Below are 17,379 nucleotides of genomic sequence, written 5' to 3' on the forward strand. Positions count from 1 at the left end.
GGATGAGAGCTGTGTTCGCTCTGGCGGCACTGGCCCTGATAGGCGGTTGTGGCAGCCAGCCGCCGTCGGACGACAATTGGACCCACTGGGTCTGCGACAGCCAGGTCGAGATGCTCTGGCGTTTCGCCGACAGCGACAAGGAGCGCGTCGACCTGCGTCTGGGGGGCAGCGATGTCGTCCATCGCCTGAAGCTGGAGCGCTCCGGCTCCGGCAGCTTGTTCACTGACGGTAACCTGGCCCTTCACACCAAGGGTGATGAAGGTCTGGTCTACTGGGCTGCTACGGATGATCTGATCGGGCGAGGCTGCAAAGCCCCCTGACGTTGTTTCTGCCGGGGCAGGATGCACGACCGTTCCTCCCGGAAACTTGAACCCGGCCTGCCCGTGCGGCAGGCTTTGCACTTTGACAGCCCACCCACTCGGGAGACTGAAACACCATGGCACTCATCAGCATGCGCCAGATGCTGGACCACGCAGCCGAATTCGGCTACGGCGTTCCGGCTTTCAACGTCAACAACCTGGAACAGATGCGCGCCATCATGGAAGCGGCCGACAAGACCGATTCCCCGGTGATCGTGCAGGCTTCCGCCGGTGCTCGCAAATACGCTGGCGCCCCCTTCCTGCGCCACCTGATCCTGGCCGCCATCGAAGAATTCCCGCATATCCCGGTGTGCATGCACCAGGATCACGGCACCAGTCCGGCTGTGTGCCAGCGTTCCATCCAGCTGGGTTTCAGCTCGGTGATGATGGACGGCTCCCTGCGTGAAGACGGCAAGACTCCAGCCGACTACGACTACAACGTGCGCGTTACCCAGGAAACCGTTGCCATGGCTCACGCCTGTGGCGTATCCGTGGAAGGCGAACTGGGCTGCCTGGGCTCCCTGGAAACCGGCCAGGCGGGCGAAGAAGATGGCGTGGGTGCCGAGGGTATCCTCGATCACAGCCAGATGCTGACCGATCCGGAAGAGGCTGCGGACTTCGTCAAGAAGACCCAGGTCGACGCCCTTGCCATCGCCATCGGCACCAGCCACGGCGCCTACAAATTCACCAAGCCACCGACCGGTGACATCCTCGCCATCGATCGCATCAAGGAAATCCACAAGCGCATCCCCAACACTCACCTGGTGATGCACGGTTCTTCCTCGGTCCCGCAGGACTGGCTGGCGATCATCAACGAGTTCGGTGGCGACATCAAAGAAACCTACGGCGTACCGGTCGAGGAAATCGTCGAGGGCATCAAGCACGGCGTGCGCAAGGTCAACATCGATACCGACCTGCGTCTGGCGTCCACCGGTGCTATCCGCCGCTTCCTGGCTCAGAACCCGGCAGAGTTCGATCCGCGCAAATACTTCGCCAAGACCGTCGAAGCCATGCGTGACATCTGCATCGCCCGTTACGAAGCCTTCGGCACCGCTGGCAATGCCTCCAGGATCAAGCCGATCTCCCTGGACGGCATGTACGCGCGCTATGCCAAGGGTGAGCTGGTCGCCAAGGTCAACTAAGGCGTCGAGCTGTTCCCTAGGAGCCCCGCATTGCGGGGCTCTTTTGTATTCGCCCTGAGGAATGCCGATGCGCCTACCGTTAACGACCGGTCTTGCCCTGCTTCTGGGTGGCTGCGCCGCCACGCCGACCTTGGCTCCGGCGCCTCCGCCCGGGCCATTGCCCGGTGATCCGCAACAGTGCCTCAGCCGTCCGGACTGCACCACCAAGACCTCGCGCACGTTGATGTTCGTCTTCGACTACGCCGAGGCGGGAGGTGCGCTGGTGCAGCGTAAGGGAAGTTGGTTGTTCACCCCGTCGGCGGCCAAGCCCACGGGCTGGCCCAGCCTGAAAATTCGTCTCGCCGATCCACCGACAGGGCGCTTCGAGTTTGGCAGCCAGTGTCCAGTCGGGGATTGCCGGATCGGCGAGGGCGACCTGCTGCGCGTCTATCGCAGCTATCTGGGTGGCCAGCCTTGCTCGTTGCTGGATTCCAAGGCCTTGGCGCGGTGCCTGGAGCCGGCTTCCCGATCCCCCTCTCCCTGAAGAAAGAGGGGGTAGGTCCGTCACAACCCCCGATGCTCAATCCTCAGGTCATAGAAGGTCGCCGCACCAGCCTCGGTCTCGTATCCCGTGTTGTCCTGCACATAGGTTCCGGCCTTGAAGTACAGCGACTTGGGCGCCCAGGCCGAGGACAGCTGCTGGCTCCAGAGGCTGCCGTTGACCAGGACGCTGAGCTGGCCATTGGGCGAGAGGTTGATCACGTAGCTGAAGCGCTGGTTGAGCGGTATCCCGCTTAGCAATGGGATCACTGTGCTGGTTTCGTCGTCCGGCGAGTTGCGCACCTTGGCGACAATGTTGCCGGTGCTGGTCTTGGTCTTGAACTGGTACTCCAGCTTGAGCAGCGGGCTGGTGCTGCCGAAGGCATGGATCTGGCCGATGACGATCTTTCCGGTCGAGGGCACCTGGCTCACGCGCAGGTTTGCGCTGAGGTAGTTGTCGGCGTTGGAGTATGCCCAGTTGCGCAGCTTGCCATCGGCGTAGGTTTCGCGCAGTTCGGTACGCGGATAGGTCGCGTTGTCGGTGGTCGTGCCGTTCACCGGCGCCCAGAAGAACAGGCTGTCGGACGTGGACTGAAAGTAGTGGTCCTGGTAGCCACCCACCAATAGCGGAGTTTCGATGGTGGTGGCGGGCACACCAACGGGGAGGGTCAGGTTCCAGGTGGCAAGGTCGATCATGACTGTGTTCTCGAAAGAACTTTCTGTCGGGCGCTGCGTATCCACGACGCTGCTTTCGCTCTGACGGCATTCCGGCCAACTGCGCACGAACTAAAAGTGGAGGTTGCTTGTGTGGCAGTTGCCTGCCGTATCGTCCGAAGGCGTGAATAATGGCCGTCTCGCGAGCGTTTTATAGGGCCTGCCCAGCGGTTTGTCAGGCACTAATCGTCACGATGTTGGCGTCAATAAACTGTTGTTTTTATCGTTTGCCAGTATTACGCCACTGGTTGGCGGGTGGACTTTTGTTGGGGAAGGAAATCGGCGGGCTTGATGGGCAAGGCATTTTCCCCGGAGCAGGCGTCATTTTTTGGACGGCTCGACGACAGCGGCATTTGAAATAAGTGCGAAACTTCCGACGAGCGGTAGCGTGATTCTTGGGTCGACCGCAAGTGGCATCCCGGAGGCGTCGCGTCCCGGGCAATTGTCCGACGACACGGCCCTCGTGGTGCGTTGACGTCGGGTAGACTGTCGCGCTTTCCCGTTACCGATAGCTGTTGCATGACGCCGCTCAAATACCTCCGAGGCTACCCCGTCCACCTTCAGGAACAGATTGCCCTGATGATCGAGGCGGGCCGCCTGGGCGATTACCTTGAGCGGCGCTACCCCGGTCGGCATGAGGTACAGAGCGACAAGGCGCTGTACAGCTATGCCATGGCCCTGAAGCAGGACCATCTGCGCAACGCCCCGGCACCAGACAAGGTGCTCTACGACAACAAGCTGGACGTGGTGCACAAGGCCCTGGGCCTGAATACGGCGATCTCGCGGGTGCAGGGCGGCAAGCTCAAGGCGAAGAAGGAGATTCGCGTGGCCTCGCTGTTCAAGGAGGCGGCACCGGAGTTCCTGCAGATGATCCTGGTGCATGAGCTGGCGCACCTGAAGGAACGCGACCATTCCAAGGCCTTCTACCAACTCTGCGAGTACATGCTGCCGGGCTACCAGCAACTGGAGTTCGACCTTCGCGTGTACCTCACCTGGCGCGAGCTGCCGCGCTGATAGGCCTCGGGGCTGCCTGCTAGGCTGAACAGAGTTCAGTAGCGGCCTGAGGTCCCTGGACATGTACCTTGGCAGACGCGCGTTCGGTGTTTCTTTCTGCCTGCTGTGCCTGATCCCCTTCGCGTGTGCGCGTGAGTGGATTGCCGTGGGCACGGACTTCCCCGGAATATTCCAGATGACCCCCTCCGGCGAGCCGCGTGGGTTGGGTGTCGATGTCCTGCGCGAAGTCGCTCGTGAGCTGGGGGATCAGGTGCGTTTCGAACTCTACCCTTGGGCGCGGGCGCAGAAGCGTGTGGAGGATGGGCTGGCCGACGTATTGATCGGCCCTTATCGGACGGCCGCTCGTGAGCGACGCTTCCAGTTCAGCGAACCAGGTTTCTACCGCGATCGCATCGCCTTCTATGCCCGCGCCGGCACCACCAATGCCTGGGACGGAAGCTTGGGCAGCGTCCGGGGTCAGCGTATCGCGATCATTCATGGCTGGGTCTATGGCGAGCACTTCGAGGCCATGCGTGGTGGGCTCGACCTGCAAATGGCGGCCTCGGTGGAGAACGCCTTGAAGATCCTGATGGCCGAACGGGCCGATCTGGTGGCCAGTAACGAGCGCGATACCCGGCCCCGCATCACCGCCCTCGGCCTGGATGGCGCAGTCATTCGACTGGAGCCGGCTATCGACACCCAGGTCGGCTATTTCGCCCTGCCCCGAGACTCGGGCCACAACGCCCTGCGCGAGGCGATCGGGGGGGTACTGCGCAAGATGCGCGAAGATGGCCGCTTGGCGACGATGGCCAAACCCTACGGCATTCCCTTGCCTTGAGGCGGATAGTTCATGCTGGGAAAAATGGCCATGGGCTGTCAGTGCTCGTCCGGCTACACTTGCCCGCAGCCGAGGGGGAGGGTTGGGGTGAGCACAGCAGAGTCGGATTATTCGGTCTATCGCCGGGTCGTCACCCAGTTCATGAATGGCGAGGAGCAGTTGCCCAGCCTGCCGACCATCACCCTGGATATTCGTCGGGCCCTGGTCAATCCGAACACCAGTGTCCTGGGGCTGACTCGGGTCATCAGCAAGGATCCGGCGCTGAGCGCCTTGTTGATGAAACATGCCTCCAGCATCGCGTTTCGCACCACCCAGGCGCCGAAGACCCTGGAACAGGTGATCCGCCTGCTGGGCATGCTGGAAGTTGACCGGGTAACGCTGGTGCACAGCCTGAAGAGCCTCTTCACGCTGCATGGCGCAGCGCACAGGAATCTGTTCATCAGTGTCTGGGGTCGCATGACCCAGCAGGCGAGCATCAGCGCGGTGCTGGCGCGTCCGCTGGGATTTCCCTCCGCCGATCACGCACTGCTCGCCAGCCTGCTCAGCGATGTGGGAGAGCTGGCGATACTCTCGGCCTTCAAGGACGCCAGCCAGGTGCCGTCACCTGAGGTCTACGCCCGTCTCTGCCGAGAGTACGGCAAGTCACTGGGCATCATCGTGTTGAAGAAGTGGGCGGTCGACGAATGCTACATCGACGTCGTGCGCAATGCGGGCGACTGGGCCTTCACCGAGGGGCGTGGCGTTTGCCTGATCGACCTGGTCAACCTTGGCCGCTACCACGCGTTGCACGATGAAGACGTGCATGGCCGGCTCCCGCCCCTGGGCGAACTGGCGGCGCACCGGAAGCTGGTGCCGCCACTGGACGCGCAGGATTCCACGGGTGCCTTGGCTCTGGTCGCCAGCCAGCAGGAAGCGATCCAGCGGATGACCAGTTCGCTGCGCTGAACCCGGTTGGGCTGGCACGCCTCTCAGAGCCGCCAGAATGGCTTCAGCGCTTCATCCAGGGCCTGTTCGCGAGTCAGGCCGACATCACGCAGGGCCCGGGCGTCGAGGTCGAGCAGGGCCTTGCGGGTGTGCAGTCGCAGCCAGAAGCGCGTCCAGCGGCTGCCCGCCATGCTCGTCGTTATGCAAATCGGCTGCTGCTGTGCTTCTTCCAGCTCATGTGTGTGTAGGGTCAGGCGTATATCGCTCAGGCCGTTCATAGTGCGTTCCTCTTGCCCTGTGACGGTGGGGTAGGACCATGATGGCGGCGTGGTGAAATTCGATACAGACTCACGATTTCGGTATTTTTCTAATACAGATTGCGTGATTAGCTGTCTGAATCGTAAATTTACTGACCATCTGTACTGGCTTCAGCGATCTATATGGCAAGACGAGGGTGCAGTCATGAAGCTCTACATCAAGCTGGCGGAAACCCTTGGCGAGCGCATCGAGCAAGGTTATTACCAACCGGGTGACCGATTGCCTTCGGTGCGCTCGCTGAGCGTGGAGCACGGCGTTAGCCTCAGCACCGTACAGCAGGCTTACCGGATGCTGGAGGACAGCGGCCTGGCCGAACCACGGCCGAAGTCGGGCTATTTCGTCCCGCAGCGTCGCCACGCCCCGGCACTGCCCGCCGTCAGCCGGGCCCCGCAGCGGCCCGTCGACATCTCCCAGTGGAATGACGTGCTGGATCTGGTCAAGCGCAGCGCGCAAGACAATGTGGTGCAACTGGGGCGCGGCATGCCGGACATCAGTACACCGACCTTGCGGCCCCTGCTGCGCAGCCTCGGGCAGATCAGCCGTCGACAGGACAGCAACGGCCTGTATTACGACAGCATCTACGGCACCCAGGCCCTGCGCGAGCAGGTGTCGCGGTTGATGCTCGATTCGGGCTGTCAGATCCCCGCCGGCGATATTGTGATCACCACGGGCTGCCACGAAGCGTTGTCGGTGTCGATCCGCTCCATCTGCGAGCCGGGCGACATCGTTGCCGTGGATTCGCCGAGCTTCCACGGCGCCATGCAGGCCTTGAAAGGCTTCGGTATGAAAGCCCTGGAGCTGCCGACCGACCCGGTCAATGGCATCAGCCTGGAGGCGTTGGAACTGGCCTTGGAACAGTGGCCGATCAAGCTGATCCAGCTCACGCCTAGCTGCAACAACCCGCTCGGCTACATCATGCCGGAGGACCGCAAAAAGGCGTTGGTGACCCTGGCGCAGCGCTATGACGTGGCGATCCTGGAAGACGATGTCTACGGCGACCTGGCCTACCGATACCCGCGCCCGCGCACGATCAAGTCCTTCGACGAGGATGGACGCGTATTGCTGTGCAGCTCCTTCTCCAAGACCGTGGCGCCGGGGATCCGCGTGGGCTGGGTCGCGCCGGGCCGCTACCTCGATCGGGTACTGCACATGAAGTACATCTCCACCGGCGCCACCGCCACTCAGCCGCAGATGGCGCTGGCCGAATTCATCGGCAAGGGTCATTACGAACCTCACCTGCGGCGAATGCGCAGCCAGTACCAGCACAGCCGCGACCAGATGATCGACTGGGTGATGCGTTACTTTCCCGAAGGCACCCGCGCCAGCCGTCCCCAGGGCAGTTTCATGCTATGGGTGGAGCTGAGTGAGGACTTCGACACTCTGCGTCTGAACCGCGCCCTGCTGCCCAAAGGTGTACAGATCGCCGCTGGCAGCATCTTCTCCGCCTCCGGCAAGTACCGGAACTGCTTGCGCATGAACTACGCGGCCAAGCCCTCGCCAGCGCTTGAGGCCGCGGTGCGGACGGTGGGGGAGACGGTGAAGGAGCTGATGGGGGAGTAACGGCTATGTGGGTGGGATCGACTTTTGTGGGGGCGAATTCATATGCAGGCCGCAGGCCTGCCCAAGTGTCCCATGGGGCCGCTTCGCGTCCCTTAACGAATGAATTCGCCCCCACAGGCGTAGCGTCGCCCCAACTCAAAGCCAGTGGGCATCCCAGAAGGGGTAGTCGCCTATCTGTTCCACCAGTCCGGCCCGCAGGGGATTAGCCACGATATAGCGGGCGACCTTGCGGATGTCTTCCTCCCTACGCAGGGCGTGATCGTGAAATCCCTTCTGCCAGATCGGTTGGGAACCCGGCAGAAAATGGCCCAACTGTCGGGAGGAGCGCCCCTTGAGCACCTTGACTGCAGTGGATATGGCAACCGGCCCGTTGAGTTGCAGCAGCCAGTGCAGGTGGTCAGGCATCAGTACCCAAGCGATGGAATGGAGCAGGTTCTGTTCTTGCAGGCGTCGCATCTCGGCGATGACCAGGCGGGCCATGGTGAAGTCCCTGAACAATGGCGCTCGTCCTTCGGTGGCAGTGGTGATGTGGTAGATCTGGCCGGCTCGGGATACATGGCCTTTCAGAAGATCGTCGCTCGGCATTTCCATTGCCCTCAGGGTGCAGAAGGCAATGACTCTATGGGGTGGGGAGTGGCGGCTGGGCTGGAGTTGCCTGGGAAACGGATGATCCAGGAAAGGGAAGATGCCGAAGACCGACAAGAACAGCAGGGCAAGGCCCTGCCAAGTGCTTTCACGCCACCTTCCTCTCACTCAACAGGTGCGCCGCCAGGGTCCGCAGCGGGCCGAGCTGGCGGCAGATCAGGCCGAGTTCGGTCTGCACCAGGCGGGGGCGGTCCTCCATGTCTTCCGGGAGCTGCTCCAGGGCCTTGGCCAGCGTCTCTTCTTCATCTCGATGGATGCTGATTGGGCGCCGGTCGGCGAGCCCCTGGGCGATGCAGTCGAGACTCTCGGCGATCTGTTCGGCGGCCTGTTCGGAGACTGGGGTGAGGGCTTCCCCTGGCTGTTCGCCACGATGCGCGCCAAGGGCTGAGAGGTAGCTGAGCAGGGTGTGGGAGAGCACCAGGAAGCGGAAACCGATATCCGCCTCCTTCCGGAAGTGGCCGGGCTCCATCAGCATGTTCGATAGCGTGGTGGACAGCGCAGCGTCGGCATTGTGTGCGTTGCGCCGGGCCAGGCGGTAGGCGAGGTCGTCGCGCTTGCCACTGGCGTACTGCTGCATGATCTGGCGCAGGTAGCGGCTGTTGCAGCTCAGAGTGTTGGCCACCACCTGGTTGAGGCGTCGGCCTTGCCAGTCGGGCAGGATGAAGATCACCGCGAGGCCGGCGATCAGGCTGCCCAGCAGGGTATCCACCAGGCGCGGGAGGAACAGCCCGTAGCTGTCGCCGATCTGGTTGAAGCAAAACAGCACCAGCAGGGTGATGGCTGCCGTGGCCAGCGTGTAGCGCGTGGCGCGAGTGGCGAAGAACACCACGCCGGCGATCACCGCAAAAACTGATTGCGCCAGGGCGTTGGGGAACAGGTCGAACAGTGCCCAGCCGAGGGCCAGGCCGATCAGGGTGCCCGCGATCCGTTGCACGAGCTTGCGCCGTGTCGCGCCGAAGTTGGGTTGGCAGACGAAGACTGTAGTCAGCAGGATCCAGTAGCCCTGGGTCGGGTGGATCAGGTGCAGGACGCCATAGCCGGCGGAGAGCGCCAGGGCCATGCGCAAGGCGTGACGAAACACCAGCGAGGTAGGCGTGAGGTTCTGTTTCAGACGTTCCCAGACATCCTTCAGCCCTTTCGGCGAGCGGTCCAGCAGGCTACTGTCCTGTGCCTCTGCGAGGGCATCGGGGTTGCTCGCGTCGGTCAGCAGTCGGTCAAGGGTGGCGAGGTTGCCGGCCAGCGCGCTGAGCGAGCGCAGCAGGCCGCGCCAGGCGGGGTTGCTCTGCAGTCGCAGGTGGTCGAGGGATTTCTTGAGGTCTTCCAGGGCCTGGGTGCCGTCCAGGTAATCGAACGGCTGGCGCATTTGGATGGCCCGGCCAAGGGCCTGGCAGGCGCCGCCTTGCTGGCGCAGCAGACGTTGGCAGCGGAACAGCACGTCGCTGTGGAAGAAGGTCTCGGCCAATTCGTTGTAGGGGTGGTGTGATGAGCTGGCGCGTTCGTGGATGTCCTGGGCCAGGAAATATAGCTTCAGGTAGCGGTTGACCTTGGGGCCGGGGCGGCCGTTGCCAACCCGGTGCAGGATGATTTCCTTGGCGGCATTGAGCGCGGCGACTACACGGCCGTTTTGCTGGGCCAGGGCCAGGCGGCGCGCTTCGACATCCAGGTGGCGCACTGGCTCGAGCAGGGCGGACTTGAGCTTGAGGTACTGCCCCAGTTCGCGGTACAGCCGGGCTAGGCTCTGTTGCACTGGCTGGTGGGTGAACAACGCTTGCCAGAGGACGGATAGCAGGCCGTACCAGGCGGCTCCGGCCACCAGCAACAGCGGCTCTTGCCAAAGATTGGTGAGTGCGCCGCCGCGCTGGTCGACGCCAATCATGGTGTAGATCGAGAGAATCAGCGTGGCCGAGGCGATGGTGGCGTAGCGCTCGCCGAGGGCACCGAGCATGGTCAGGCCGAAACTCGCCAGGGCCAGGGCGCTGACGAAAACCCAGGGATAGGGGAACAGCAGCTCCACCGATAGCGAGGCCAGGCTGAAACAGCCCAGGATCACCAGCAGTGCGGTCAGGCGGCCCTGCCAGTTGTCGTCGGTTTCGGCCAGGGCGCTGGCGATGATGCCGAGGAACAACGGGATCAGCAGGTCCATGCGGTCCTGCTGCCAGCACAGCGCCATGCTCCCGGTAAGGGCAACGAAGACGCGCAGGCTATAGCTGAATTTGTCCAGCGCCCAGAGGCGGCGAAGTGATTCTGTAAATCGAGTCGAGGGCATGGCGGCCTTGTGGGCTGATGTCCGGTTGCGGCTGTGTTGCCGGCTACAGCCTAAGGGCTTCGGCGCGTGCTGTCAGCCGCATCGTAGAGGGAGATCGATTTGTCTTCCTGCAGGCGCGTCGAGTCACATTCAGGGTTCGCGTTTTCTCGCACGGTCATACTGGCTTGACTGGCTGCGCCCCAGGATTTGGTGCAGGCTAAGCGGGCCGGCCGGTCAACAGCCATTCTGGATGCCATGGATGAGAAGACGCTGTGGTGTAGTCTTTTTCGCCCTGCTTTTCGCCTTGGGCGGTGCCCGGGCCGAGCAGCTGCGCATGGTGGCGAATGTCTGGCCGCCTTTTACCGATGCGCGCCTGGTCGGCAACGGCCTGGCGAGCGAGTTGGTCAGCACCGCGCTCAAGCGGGCCGGGCATACCACCGAATATGTCGAGGCGCCTTGGGCTCGCGCCCTGCGCGGGTTGCAGCAGGACGATTACGACCTGATCGTCAGCGCCTGGTACAGCGATGAGCGGGCCGGCTATGGCCTGTTCTCCGAACCCTACCTGACCAACCGGATCCTGTTCCTCAAGCGCAAGGCTACGCGTGTCGAGTATGCCAATAGGGCAGACCTTGGCTCGCACAGCATCGCCGTCGCGCGCGGCTACAGCTACTCCGCTTCCTTCGATAACGATGTGACGCTGAACAAGGTGCCGGTGCAGGACTTCCTGATGGCCGCAAGGATGCTGGCGGCCGGTCGCGTCGACTTGACCCTGGAGGACGAGTGGGTTGCGCGCTTCCACCTCAAGCGCGAGCTCAAGGCAGTCAGTGATCAACTGGAGTTCCTGCCCCGGCCACTGAGCGAGAACGGCCTGCACATCCTGGTCCGCCGCAGCCACCCGCGCCACCGCCAGTTGGTCGAGGACTTCAACCGCTCAGTGCGGGCGATGAGGGAGGACGGCAGCTACGCGGCGATCTTCAGGCGGCACGGTTTCGAGTGAAGACCGTGCGCCTCCCGATTGTTCAGAGGGTTCGCACCTTGTAGGAGCGGCCCTTGATCTTGCCATCGCTGAGGCGCTTGAGTGCCTGCTTGGCGATACCGCGTTCCACCGCGACGAAGGCCTGGAAGTCGAAGATAGCGATCTTGCCCACCTGGCTGCCGGGAATGCCTGCCTCGCCGGTCAGGGCGCCGAGAATGTCGCCAGGACGCAGCTTCTCCTTGCGGCCACCGTTGATGCACAGGGTTACCATGGGCGGCAGCAGTGGCTCTTTGTTCTTCACCACCAGCTCGTCCAGCCGCTGCCAGTTCAGCGGGGCCTTCTGCAGGTCTTCGATGGCCTGGGCGCGATTGGCCTCGGCGGGTGCTACCAGACTCAGGGCCAGGCCTTTCTCACCGGCGCGGCCACTGCGGCCGATGCGGTGAATGTGTACTTCCGGGTCGCGCGACAGTTCGACGTTGATCACTGCTTCCAGCCCGGCGATATCCAACCCGCGCGCAGCGACGTCGGTGGCCACCAGCACACTGCAACTCTGGTTGGCGAACAGGGCCAGCACCTGGTCTCGCTCGCGCTGTTCCAGATCGCCATGCAGCGACTGCGCCGATACGCCATGGGATTGCAGATGGGCCTCCAGCTCCTGGCACTGCTGGCGGGTGTGACAGAAGGCGACGCAGGATTGCGGGCGCACCTGCTGCAGCAGGCGCAGGACGGCGTCCATCCGCTGGCGTGGGTCGATTTCGTAGAAGCGCTGCTCGATCTGGTTGTCGTCGTGCAGGGCTTCGACCTTCACCTGTTGCGGGTTGCGCATGAAAGTCTTGGCCAGCTGTTCGATCCCGGCCGGGTAGGTCGCGGAGAACAGCAGAGTCTGCCGTTTTGCCGGTGTCTGCCCAATGATCTCGGCGATGCTGTCGTAGAAGCCCATATCGAGCATCCGGTCGGCTTCGTCCAGCACCAGTGTGTTCAGCCCGTCGAGGACCAGGGTGCCCTTGCGCAGGTGTTCCTGCACCCGGCCCGGGGTGCCGACGATGACGTGCGCGCCGTGCTCGAGGGAGCCGACCTGCGGGCCGAAGGGCACGCCTCCGCACAGCGTCAGCACCTTGATGTTGCCGTGGCCGCGGGCCAGGCGGCGAATTTCCTTGGCAACCTGGTCGGCCAGTTCGCGAGTGGGGCACAAGACCAGCGCCTGGCAGCCGAAGAAACGCGGATTGAGCGGCTCCAGCAGGCCGATGCCGAAGGCGGCAGTCTTGCCGCTGCCGGTCTTGGCCTGGGCGATCAGGTCGTGCCCTTTGAGGATCAGCGGCAAGCCCTGCGCCTGGATGGGCGTCATTTCCCGGTAGCCGAGGGTGTCGAGGTTGGCCAGGGTAACGGCGGACAAGGGCAGGGTGCTGAAGGCGGCGGTGGTCACGTTGATGGTCTGCTGGGGCGAATGGCTGCGCAGTTTAGCAGGAAGGCGCCTCGGCTCCCCGCTCGGCGACGGAATGAGCTCTCATCCCACTTCAAAGATGGATTGCGCTGGCCTGCTACCCTTGCGACAGTTCTTCTTCCTACCGTTGGCTGCCAAGGCGCTTGCGATGCGTGTGCTCTGCCTCTTCAGTTTGCTGCTGTTGCACTTGCCTCTGCGCGCGGCGGAATGGTTTCCGCTGGAGGTCCAGATCGATGGCCGTTCGGCCAGCTACCGGCCGTTGATGCAGTCGAGCAAGCCCTGGCGTATTTGCGCGTTGCTGCCCCATGGCATGGACCGCTATTGGTGGGGCGTAGCCTGGGGACTCCACGAGGAAGCGCGACGCCAGGGTGTGCAGCTTGGGGTCTATGAAGCGGGCGGCTACCAATACCCGGATATGCAGCGCGCGCAGCTGACTCGCTGCATCCAGCTCGCCGCCGATGCCTATGTGGTCGCCGCCATCAATACCCAGGGATTGTGTGACGAGATCGCCCTGCTGCACCGCGATGGCGTCCCGGTGATCGATCTGGTCAACCGCATCGACTGTCCCGGCATCAGTGCCCGCTCACAGGTGGACTTCGCCGATATGGCCAAGGCGGCGCTCACCTATATCCAGCATCACAGTGGCGGACGCGCGGTGCGCGTAGGCTGGCTGCCCGGGCCACAGGATGCCGGCTGGGTTGCGGACGCCGAGCGTGGTCTGCAGGCTGCACTCAAAGGTGGTTCGGTGACACTCGTGTCGGGTGGTTATGGCCCGGTGGATCGCTCGACCCAGGCGGTGCTGGTGCGCCAGCTGCTGGCGCGCGAGCCCGAGCTCGATTACATCCTGGGGAATGCCGAGGCCGCAGCCTTCGCGGCGCAACTGGTGCGCAGCGGTGGTTCGCGCTACCGCGCCCAGGTGGTGTCGCTCTACGCCACCGAGCGGATTCTGGAGTCCATCGGGGACGGCGGGATCCTCGCGGCGCCCACGGATTCACCAGTCATCCAGGCGCGGGTCGCGATCGACTTGGCAGTGCGGGCCCTGGAGGGAAAGCAATCGCCGGCGCGGGTCAGCCCGCTGATCGAGGTAATCGACCAGGCGAATCTGAAACGCTTTGATTTCGGTCGTCTGATGCCACCCTCGGGGCATTGGATGATTCGGCAGGAGTTGCCGGAGTAGGGGGGCGAACGGGGCAGGGCTACCCTCACGCCCAGCCCCGCTCCCAGAGAGAGAGGCGCGGTTCGTGCAGTCCATAGGCGCCGCGCGTGTCCCGTCGGGGCGAATTCATTCGCGATGCAGCCTGCAAGGCTGTCTGCCTCCATAACGAAACGGCCCCTGGCGCGGTGCGCCAGGGGCCGTTTCATTCAGGCGGCTACCTTACAGCTGGCGAGCGGGGGTGCCGCGCACCGGCTTTTCACCGGCAACGTAGTACTTCGCCTTGCTGCGAGGCAGGCCTTTGCGGCCGCGGATTTTGTCGGCGATCTTCTCGGCGATCATGATGGTGGTTGCGTTGAGGTTGCCGGTGATGATCTCCGGCATGATCGAGGCATCCACCACACGCAGGCCTTCCATGCCGTGTACGCGGCCCTGGCCATCCACTACCGCCATGTCGTCGGTGCCCATCTTGCAGGAGCAGGAGGGGTGGAAGGCGGTTTCCGCGTGGGTACGGATGAACTCGTCCAGTTCGGCATCGCTCTTGAGGTGTGCGCCCGGGCTAAGTTCGCGGCCACGGAACGGGTCCAGCGCAGGCTGGGCCATGATCTCGCGGGTGATGCGGATACCATCGCGGAATTCCTGCCAGTCCTGTTCGGCGGACATGTAGTTGAACAGGATGCTCGGGTGCTTGCGCGGGTCCTTGGACTTCAGGTGGATGCGACCGCGGCTCGGTGAGCGCATGGAGCCCATGTGGGCCTGGAAGCCGTGCTCCTTCACCGCGTTGCTGCCGTTGTAATTGATTGCGACTGGCAGGAAGTGGTACTGGATGTTCGGCCACTTGAATTCCGGACGGGTGCGGATGAATCCGCCCGCTTCGAAATGGTTGCTCGCGCCCTTGCCGCTGCCGAGGAACAGCCACTCGGCGCCGATCGCCGGCTGGTTCCACCATTGCAGGGCGGGATACATGGATACCGGCTCCTTGCAGGCATATTGCAAGTAGAGTTCCAGGTGGTCCTGCAGGTTGGCGCCGACGCCCGGCAGGTCATGCACTACGGGTACGTCGAGGTCGCGCAGCAGGGACGCCGGACCCACGCCGGAGCGTTGCAGCAGTTGCGGCGAGGCAATGGCTCCGCTGCACACCAGCACTTCGCGGCGGGCATGCACGGTCACCGGGTTGTTGTCGTCGCCCTTGAGGTAGGTGACGCCGATGGCACGCTTGCCGCTGAACAGCACGCGGTCAGCCTGGGCGTGGGTAACGATAGTCAGGTTGGGGCGGTTGCGCGCCTGGTCCAGGTAGCCGCGGGCGGTGCTGGAGCGGCGACCTTTCGGAGTCACGGTCCGGTCCATGGGACCGAAGCCTTCCTGTTGGTAGCCATTCAGGTCTTCGGTGCGCGGATAACCGGCTTGCACGCCGGCCTCGATCATGGCGTGGAACAGTGGGTTGTTGCCGGCCTTGGGCGTGGTCACGCTCACCGGGCCTTCGCCGCCGTGATAGTCGTTCGGGCCAATGTCGCGGGTTTCCGCCTTGCGGAAGTAAGGCAGGCAGTCCAGGTAGGTCCAGTCTTCCAGACCCGGCGCCTTGGCCCAGCTGTCGAAGTCCATGGCGTTGCCGCGGATGTAGCACATGCCGTTGATCAGCGAGGAACCGCCCAGGCCCTTGCCACGGCCACACTCCATGCGGCGGTTGTTCATGTAGGGCTCCGGATCCGTCTCGTAGGCCCAGTTGTAGCGGCGGCCCTGCAGTGGGTAGGCGAGGGCGGCAGGCATCTGGGTGCGGAAGTCCAGGCGATAGTCAGGGCCGCCAGCTTCGAGGAGCAGCACGCTGACGTCGGCGTCTTCGGTCAGGCGGGTGGCCAGGACGTTACCGGCAGAGCCGGCGCCAACAATGATGTAATCGAATTCTTGTGACATGTGACTTACCTGCTAAATGACCCGGAGTGGTTCCGGGGCGCGGCAAACTTCTTCCCGGATTACGCCGGGCTACCAGGGGCCACAACCCGGAGGAAGGTTGGAAGCATGGCGTTCACGCTTCCAGGACTTCCTCCAGGCTGGCATTGGTCAGAACACCGAGTAGTAGTCGCCCAGCTCGACTTGGACGGACTTGATGCGGGTGTAGTGAGCCAGGGTGGTCAGACCGTTCTCGCGACCAACGCCGGACTGCTTGTAGCCACCGACGGGCATCTCGGCAGGCGACTCGCCCCAGGTGTTGATCCAGCAGATGCCGGCTTCCAGCTTGTGGATCACTCGGTGGGCGCGGGCCAGGTCGCGGGTGACGACGCCGGCGGCGAGGCCGTATTCGGTGTCGTTGGCGCGGCGAATGACTTCTTCCTCGGTGTCGTAGGCGAGGATGCTCATCACCGGCCCGAAGATTTCTTCGCGAACGATGGTCATGTCATCGGTGCAGTCGGTGAATACAGTCGCGGCGACGTAGGCGCCTTTGGCGAATTCGCCGTCGGTGACGCGCTCGCCGCCGATCAGCAGGCGCGCGCCTTCCTTGCGGCCGGCTTCGATATAGCCGAGCACGCTTTCCATGTGGGCGAAGCTGGTCAGCGGGCCGAAGTTGGTGTTGGCGTCTTCCGGGTTGCCCAGGCGGATGCGCTTCACGCGCTCGACCACCTTGGCTTCAAAGTCGGCCTGCAGGGCGCGCGGGATGAATACGCGGGTGCCGTTGGTGCAGACCTGGCCAGAGCTGAAGAAGTTGGCCATGACGGCGATGTCGGCGGCGCGGTCGAGGTCGGCGTCGTCGAAGATGATCAGGGGCGACTTGCCGCCCAGCTCCATGGTCACTTCCTTCAGCGAGGAACTGGAGGCGCTGGCCATGACCTTCTTGCCGGTGGAGGTGCCGCCGGTGAAGGAGATCTTCTCGATCAGCGGGTGCTCGGTCAGCCACTGGCCGACTTCACGGCCGCTGCCGGTGAGGACGTTGAACACACCGTCCGGCACGCCGGCCTCGGTGTAGATTTCGGCCAGCTTCAGGGCGGTCAGCGGGGTGACTTCGCTGGGCTTGAAGATCATGGCGTTGCCGGCGGCCAGGGCCGGGGCGGATTTCCACATGGCGATCTGCACGGGGTAGTTCCAGGCGCCGATACCAGCGACCACGCCCAGGGGCTCACGACGGGTGTAGACGAAGCTGGTTTCGCGCAGCGGGATCTGCTCGCCTTCAATGGCAGGGATCAGGCCGGCGTAGTACTCGATCACGTCGGCGCCGGTCACGATGTCCACGGCGCGGGTTTCGGCCAGCGGCTTGCCGGTGTCCAGGGTCTCCAGCTCGGCCAGCTCGTCGTTGCGCTCACGGAGGATCTCCACTGCGCGGCGCAGGATGCGCGAGCGCTGCATGGCGGTCATCGCAGCCCAGACTTTCTGGCCTTCGACGGCGCTGGCGACGGCGCGCTCGACGTCGTCCTTGCCGGCACGCTGGACAGTGGCCAGCACTTCACCATTGGCCGGGTTCACGGTCTCGAAGCTGCTGCCGCTGGTGGAGTCGACGTAGCGGCCGCCAATGTAGAGCTTCTGTTCTTCGAATCGGGCCATGGTGGTTGTCCTCTCTAGGTC

At 63.6% G+C, this 17,379-nt stretch carries 16 protein-coding genes; 9 read left to right on the forward strand and 7 right to left on the reverse strand.

Annotated features, from left to right (window positions below; all coding sequences use genetic code 11):
* Positions 1–2: 2 nt before the first annotated feature.
* The 3 genes from OXH74_RS09285 to OXH74_RS09295 all read left to right on the forward strand — a co-directional run bounded on the left by OXH74_RS09285 (position 3) and on the right by OXH74_RS09295 (position 2,024).
* A complete protein-coding gene (locus OXH74_RS09285) occupies positions 3–320 on the forward strand; it encodes an MliC family protein (RefSeq protein ID WP_375740961.1) in 318 nt (105 codons plus the stop codon).
* Positions 321–436: 116 nt separating this feature from the next.
* Entirely contained in the window at positions 437–1,501 is a 1,065-nt protein-coding gene (gene fba / locus OXH74_RS09290; protein ID WP_375740962.1) for a class II fructose-bisphosphate aldolase, read from the forward strand.
* Positions 1,502–1,568: 67 nt separating this feature from the next.
* On the forward strand, positions 1,569–2,024 hold the full coding sequence (locus tag OXH74_RS09295) for a hypothetical protein (RefSeq protein ID WP_375740963.1): 456 nt from the start codon (positions 1,569–1,571) through the stop codon (positions 2,022–2,024).
* Between the two features lie 20 nt (positions 2,025–2,044).
* Here OXH74_RS09295 and OXH74_RS09300 read toward each other — a convergent pair whose 3' ends face one another.
* A complete protein-coding gene (locus OXH74_RS09300) occupies positions 2,045–2,716 on the reverse strand; it encodes a polysaccharide lyase family 7 protein (protein WP_375740964.1) in 672 nt (223 codons plus the stop codon).
* A gap of 537 nt (positions 2,717–3,253) precedes the next feature.
* Between OXH74_RS09300 and OXH74_RS09305 the strand changes: the two genes are divergently transcribed.
* From OXH74_RS09305 to OXH74_RS09315, 3 genes are all read left to right on the forward strand, one after another.
* Positions 3,254–3,748: a YgjP-like metallopeptidase domain-containing protein gene (locus tag OXH74_RS09305; protein WP_375740965.1), complete on the forward strand. Its 495-nt coding sequence runs from the start codon at positions 3,254–3,256 to the stop codon at positions 3,746–3,748.
* A gap of 61 nt (positions 3,749–3,809) precedes the next feature.
* A complete protein-coding gene (locus tag OXH74_RS09310) occupies positions 3,810–4,565 on the forward strand; it encodes a substrate-binding periplasmic protein (RefSeq protein ID WP_375740966.1) in 756 nt (251 codons plus the stop codon).
* A gap of 87 nt (positions 4,566–4,652) precedes the next feature.
* Positions 4,653–5,510, forward strand: coding sequence for an HDOD domain-containing protein (locus tag OXH74_RS09315; RefSeq protein WP_375740967.1), 858 nt, complete (start codon positions 4,653–4,655; stop codon positions 5,508–5,510).
* 23 nt (positions 5,511–5,533) lie between these two features.
* Here OXH74_RS09315 and OXH74_RS09320 read toward each other — a convergent pair whose 3' ends face one another.
* On the reverse strand, positions 5,534–5,767 hold the full coding sequence (locus OXH74_RS09320) for a DUF1127 domain-containing protein (protein ID WP_375740968.1): 234 nt from the start codon (positions 5,765–5,767) through the stop codon (positions 5,534–5,536).
* A gap of 184 nt (positions 5,768–5,951) precedes the next feature.
* Between OXH74_RS09320 and OXH74_RS09325 the strand changes: the two genes are divergently transcribed.
* Complete coding sequence (locus tag OXH74_RS09325; RefSeq protein WP_375740969.1) at positions 5,952–7,367, forward strand: PLP-dependent aminotransferase family protein; 1,416 nt, start codon at positions 5,952–5,954, stop codon at positions 7,365–7,367.
* A gap of 135 nt (positions 7,368–7,502) precedes the next feature.
* Here OXH74_RS09325 and OXH74_RS09330 read toward each other — a convergent pair whose 3' ends face one another.
* Both OXH74_RS09330 and yccS read right to left on the reverse strand, forming a co-directional pair.
* The gene (locus tag OXH74_RS09330; protein ID WP_375740970.1) at positions 7,503–7,958 is read right to left on the reverse strand and encodes a transposase; all 456 of its coding nucleotides are present in this window, start codon (positions 7,956–7,958) and stop codon (positions 7,503–7,505) included.
* A 142-nt stretch (positions 7,959–8,100) separates the two neighbouring features.
* Positions 8,101–10,278 (reverse strand): YccS family putative transporter, encoded by a 2,178-nt coding sequence (yccS, locus tag OXH74_RS09335; protein WP_375740971.1) that lies wholly within the window; start codon positions 10,276–10,278, stop codon positions 8,101–8,103.
* A 229-nt stretch (positions 10,279–10,507) separates the two neighbouring features.
* On the opposite strand from yccS, the gene OXH74_RS09340 reads away from it, so the two are divergent.
* Positions 10,508–11,254 carry a substrate-binding periplasmic protein gene (locus tag OXH74_RS09340; RefSeq protein ID WP_375740972.1) on the forward strand — a complete coding sequence of 249 codons (747 nt, stop codon included), beginning with the start codon at positions 10,508–10,510 and terminating at the stop codon, positions 11,252–11,254.
* Between the two features lie 22 nt (positions 11,255–11,276).
* On the opposite strand, the gene dbpA is transcribed toward OXH74_RS09340, so the two are convergent.
* Positions 11,277–12,656, reverse strand: a complete 1,380-nt coding sequence (gene dbpA / locus OXH74_RS09345) for an ATP-dependent RNA helicase DbpA (protein ID WP_375740973.1) — start codon at positions 12,654–12,656, stop codon at positions 11,277–11,279.
* Positions 12,657–12,729: 73 nt separating this feature from the next.
* Between dbpA and torT the strand changes: the two genes are divergently transcribed.
* A complete protein-coding gene (torT, locus tag OXH74_RS09350; RefSeq protein ID WP_375740974.1) occupies positions 12,730–13,851 on the forward strand; it encodes a TMAO reductase system periplasmic protein TorT in 1,122 nt (373 codons plus the stop codon).
* A gap of 198 nt (positions 13,852–14,049) precedes the next feature.
* Here torT and betA read toward each other — a convergent pair whose 3' ends face one another.
* Positions 14,050–15,738 carry a choline dehydrogenase gene (betA, locus tag OXH74_RS09355; protein WP_375740975.1) on the reverse strand — a complete coding sequence of 563 codons (1,689 nt, stop codon included), beginning with the start codon at positions 15,736–15,738 and terminating at the stop codon, positions 14,050–14,052.
* Between the two features lie 147 nt (positions 15,739–15,885).
* The gene (betB, locus tag OXH74_RS09360; RefSeq protein WP_375740976.1) at positions 15,886–17,358 is read right to left on the reverse strand and encodes a betaine-aldehyde dehydrogenase; all 1,473 of its coding nucleotides are present in this window, start codon (positions 17,356–17,358) and stop codon (positions 15,886–15,888) included.
* Positions 17,359–17,379 lie beyond the last annotated feature (21 nt).

Origin of the sequence: Metapseudomonas boanensis (genome assembly GCF_042232855.1) — a bacterium.
Taxonomy (GTDB): domain Bacteria; phylum Pseudomonadota; class Gammaproteobacteria; order Pseudomonadales; family Pseudomonadaceae; genus Metapseudomonas; species Metapseudomonas boanensis.

What these genes read in the sequence shown, in the direction of transcription:
- betA (WP_375740975.1), bottom strand. Translation starts at nt 15,738, where the DNA reads ATGTCACAAGAATTCGATTACATCATTGTTGGCGCCGGCTCTGCCGGT.
- OXH74_RS09340 (WP_375740972.1), top strand. Translation starts at nt 10,508, where the DNA reads ATGCCATGGATGAGAAGACGCTGTGGTGTAGTCTTTTTCGCCCTGCTT.
- yccS (WP_375740971.1), bottom strand. Translation starts at nt 10,278, where the DNA reads ATGCCCTCGACTCGATTTACAGAATCACTTCGCCGCCTCTGGGCGCTG.
- OXH74_RS09320 (WP_375740968.1), bottom strand. Translation starts at nt 5,767, where the DNA reads ATGAACGGCCTGAGCGATATACGCCTGACCCTACACACACATGAGCTG.
- torT (WP_375740974.1), top strand. Translation starts at nt 12,730, where the DNA reads ATGAGCTCTCATCCCACTTCAAAGATGGATTGCGCTGGCCTGCTACCC.
- OXH74_RS09325 (WP_375740969.1), top strand. Translation starts at nt 5,952, where the DNA reads ATGAAGCTCTACATCAAGCTGGCGGAAACCCTTGGCGAGCGCATCGAG.
- OXH74_RS09305 (WP_375740965.1), top strand. Translation starts at nt 3,254, where the DNA reads ATGACGCCGCTCAAATACCTCCGAGGCTACCCCGTCCACCTTCAGGAA.
- fba (WP_375740962.1), top strand. Translation starts at nt 437, where the DNA reads ATGGCACTCATCAGCATGCGCCAGATGCTGGACCACGCAGCCGAATTC.
- betB (WP_375740976.1), bottom strand. Translation starts at nt 17,358, where the DNA reads ATGGCCCGATTCGAAGAACAGAAGCTCTACATTGGCGGCCGCTACGTC.
- OXH74_RS09330 (WP_375740970.1), bottom strand. Translation starts at nt 7,958, where the DNA reads ATGGAAATGCCGAGCGACGATCTTCTGAAAGGCCATGTATCCCGAGCC.
- OXH74_RS09300 (WP_375740964.1), bottom strand. Translation starts at nt 2,716, where the DNA reads ATGATCGACCTTGCCACCTGGAACCTGACCCTCCCCGTTGGTGTGCCC.
- OXH74_RS09285 (WP_375740961.1), top strand. Translation starts at nt 3, where the DNA reads ATGAGAGCTGTGTTCGCTCTGGCGGCACTGGCCCTGATAGGCGGTTGT.
- OXH74_RS09295 (WP_375740963.1), top strand. Translation starts at nt 1,569, where the DNA reads ATGCGCCTACCGTTAACGACCGGTCTTGCCCTGCTTCTGGGTGGCTGC.
- OXH74_RS09310 (WP_375740966.1), top strand. Translation starts at nt 3,810, where the DNA reads ATGTACCTTGGCAGACGCGCGTTCGGTGTTTCTTTCTGCCTGCTGTGC.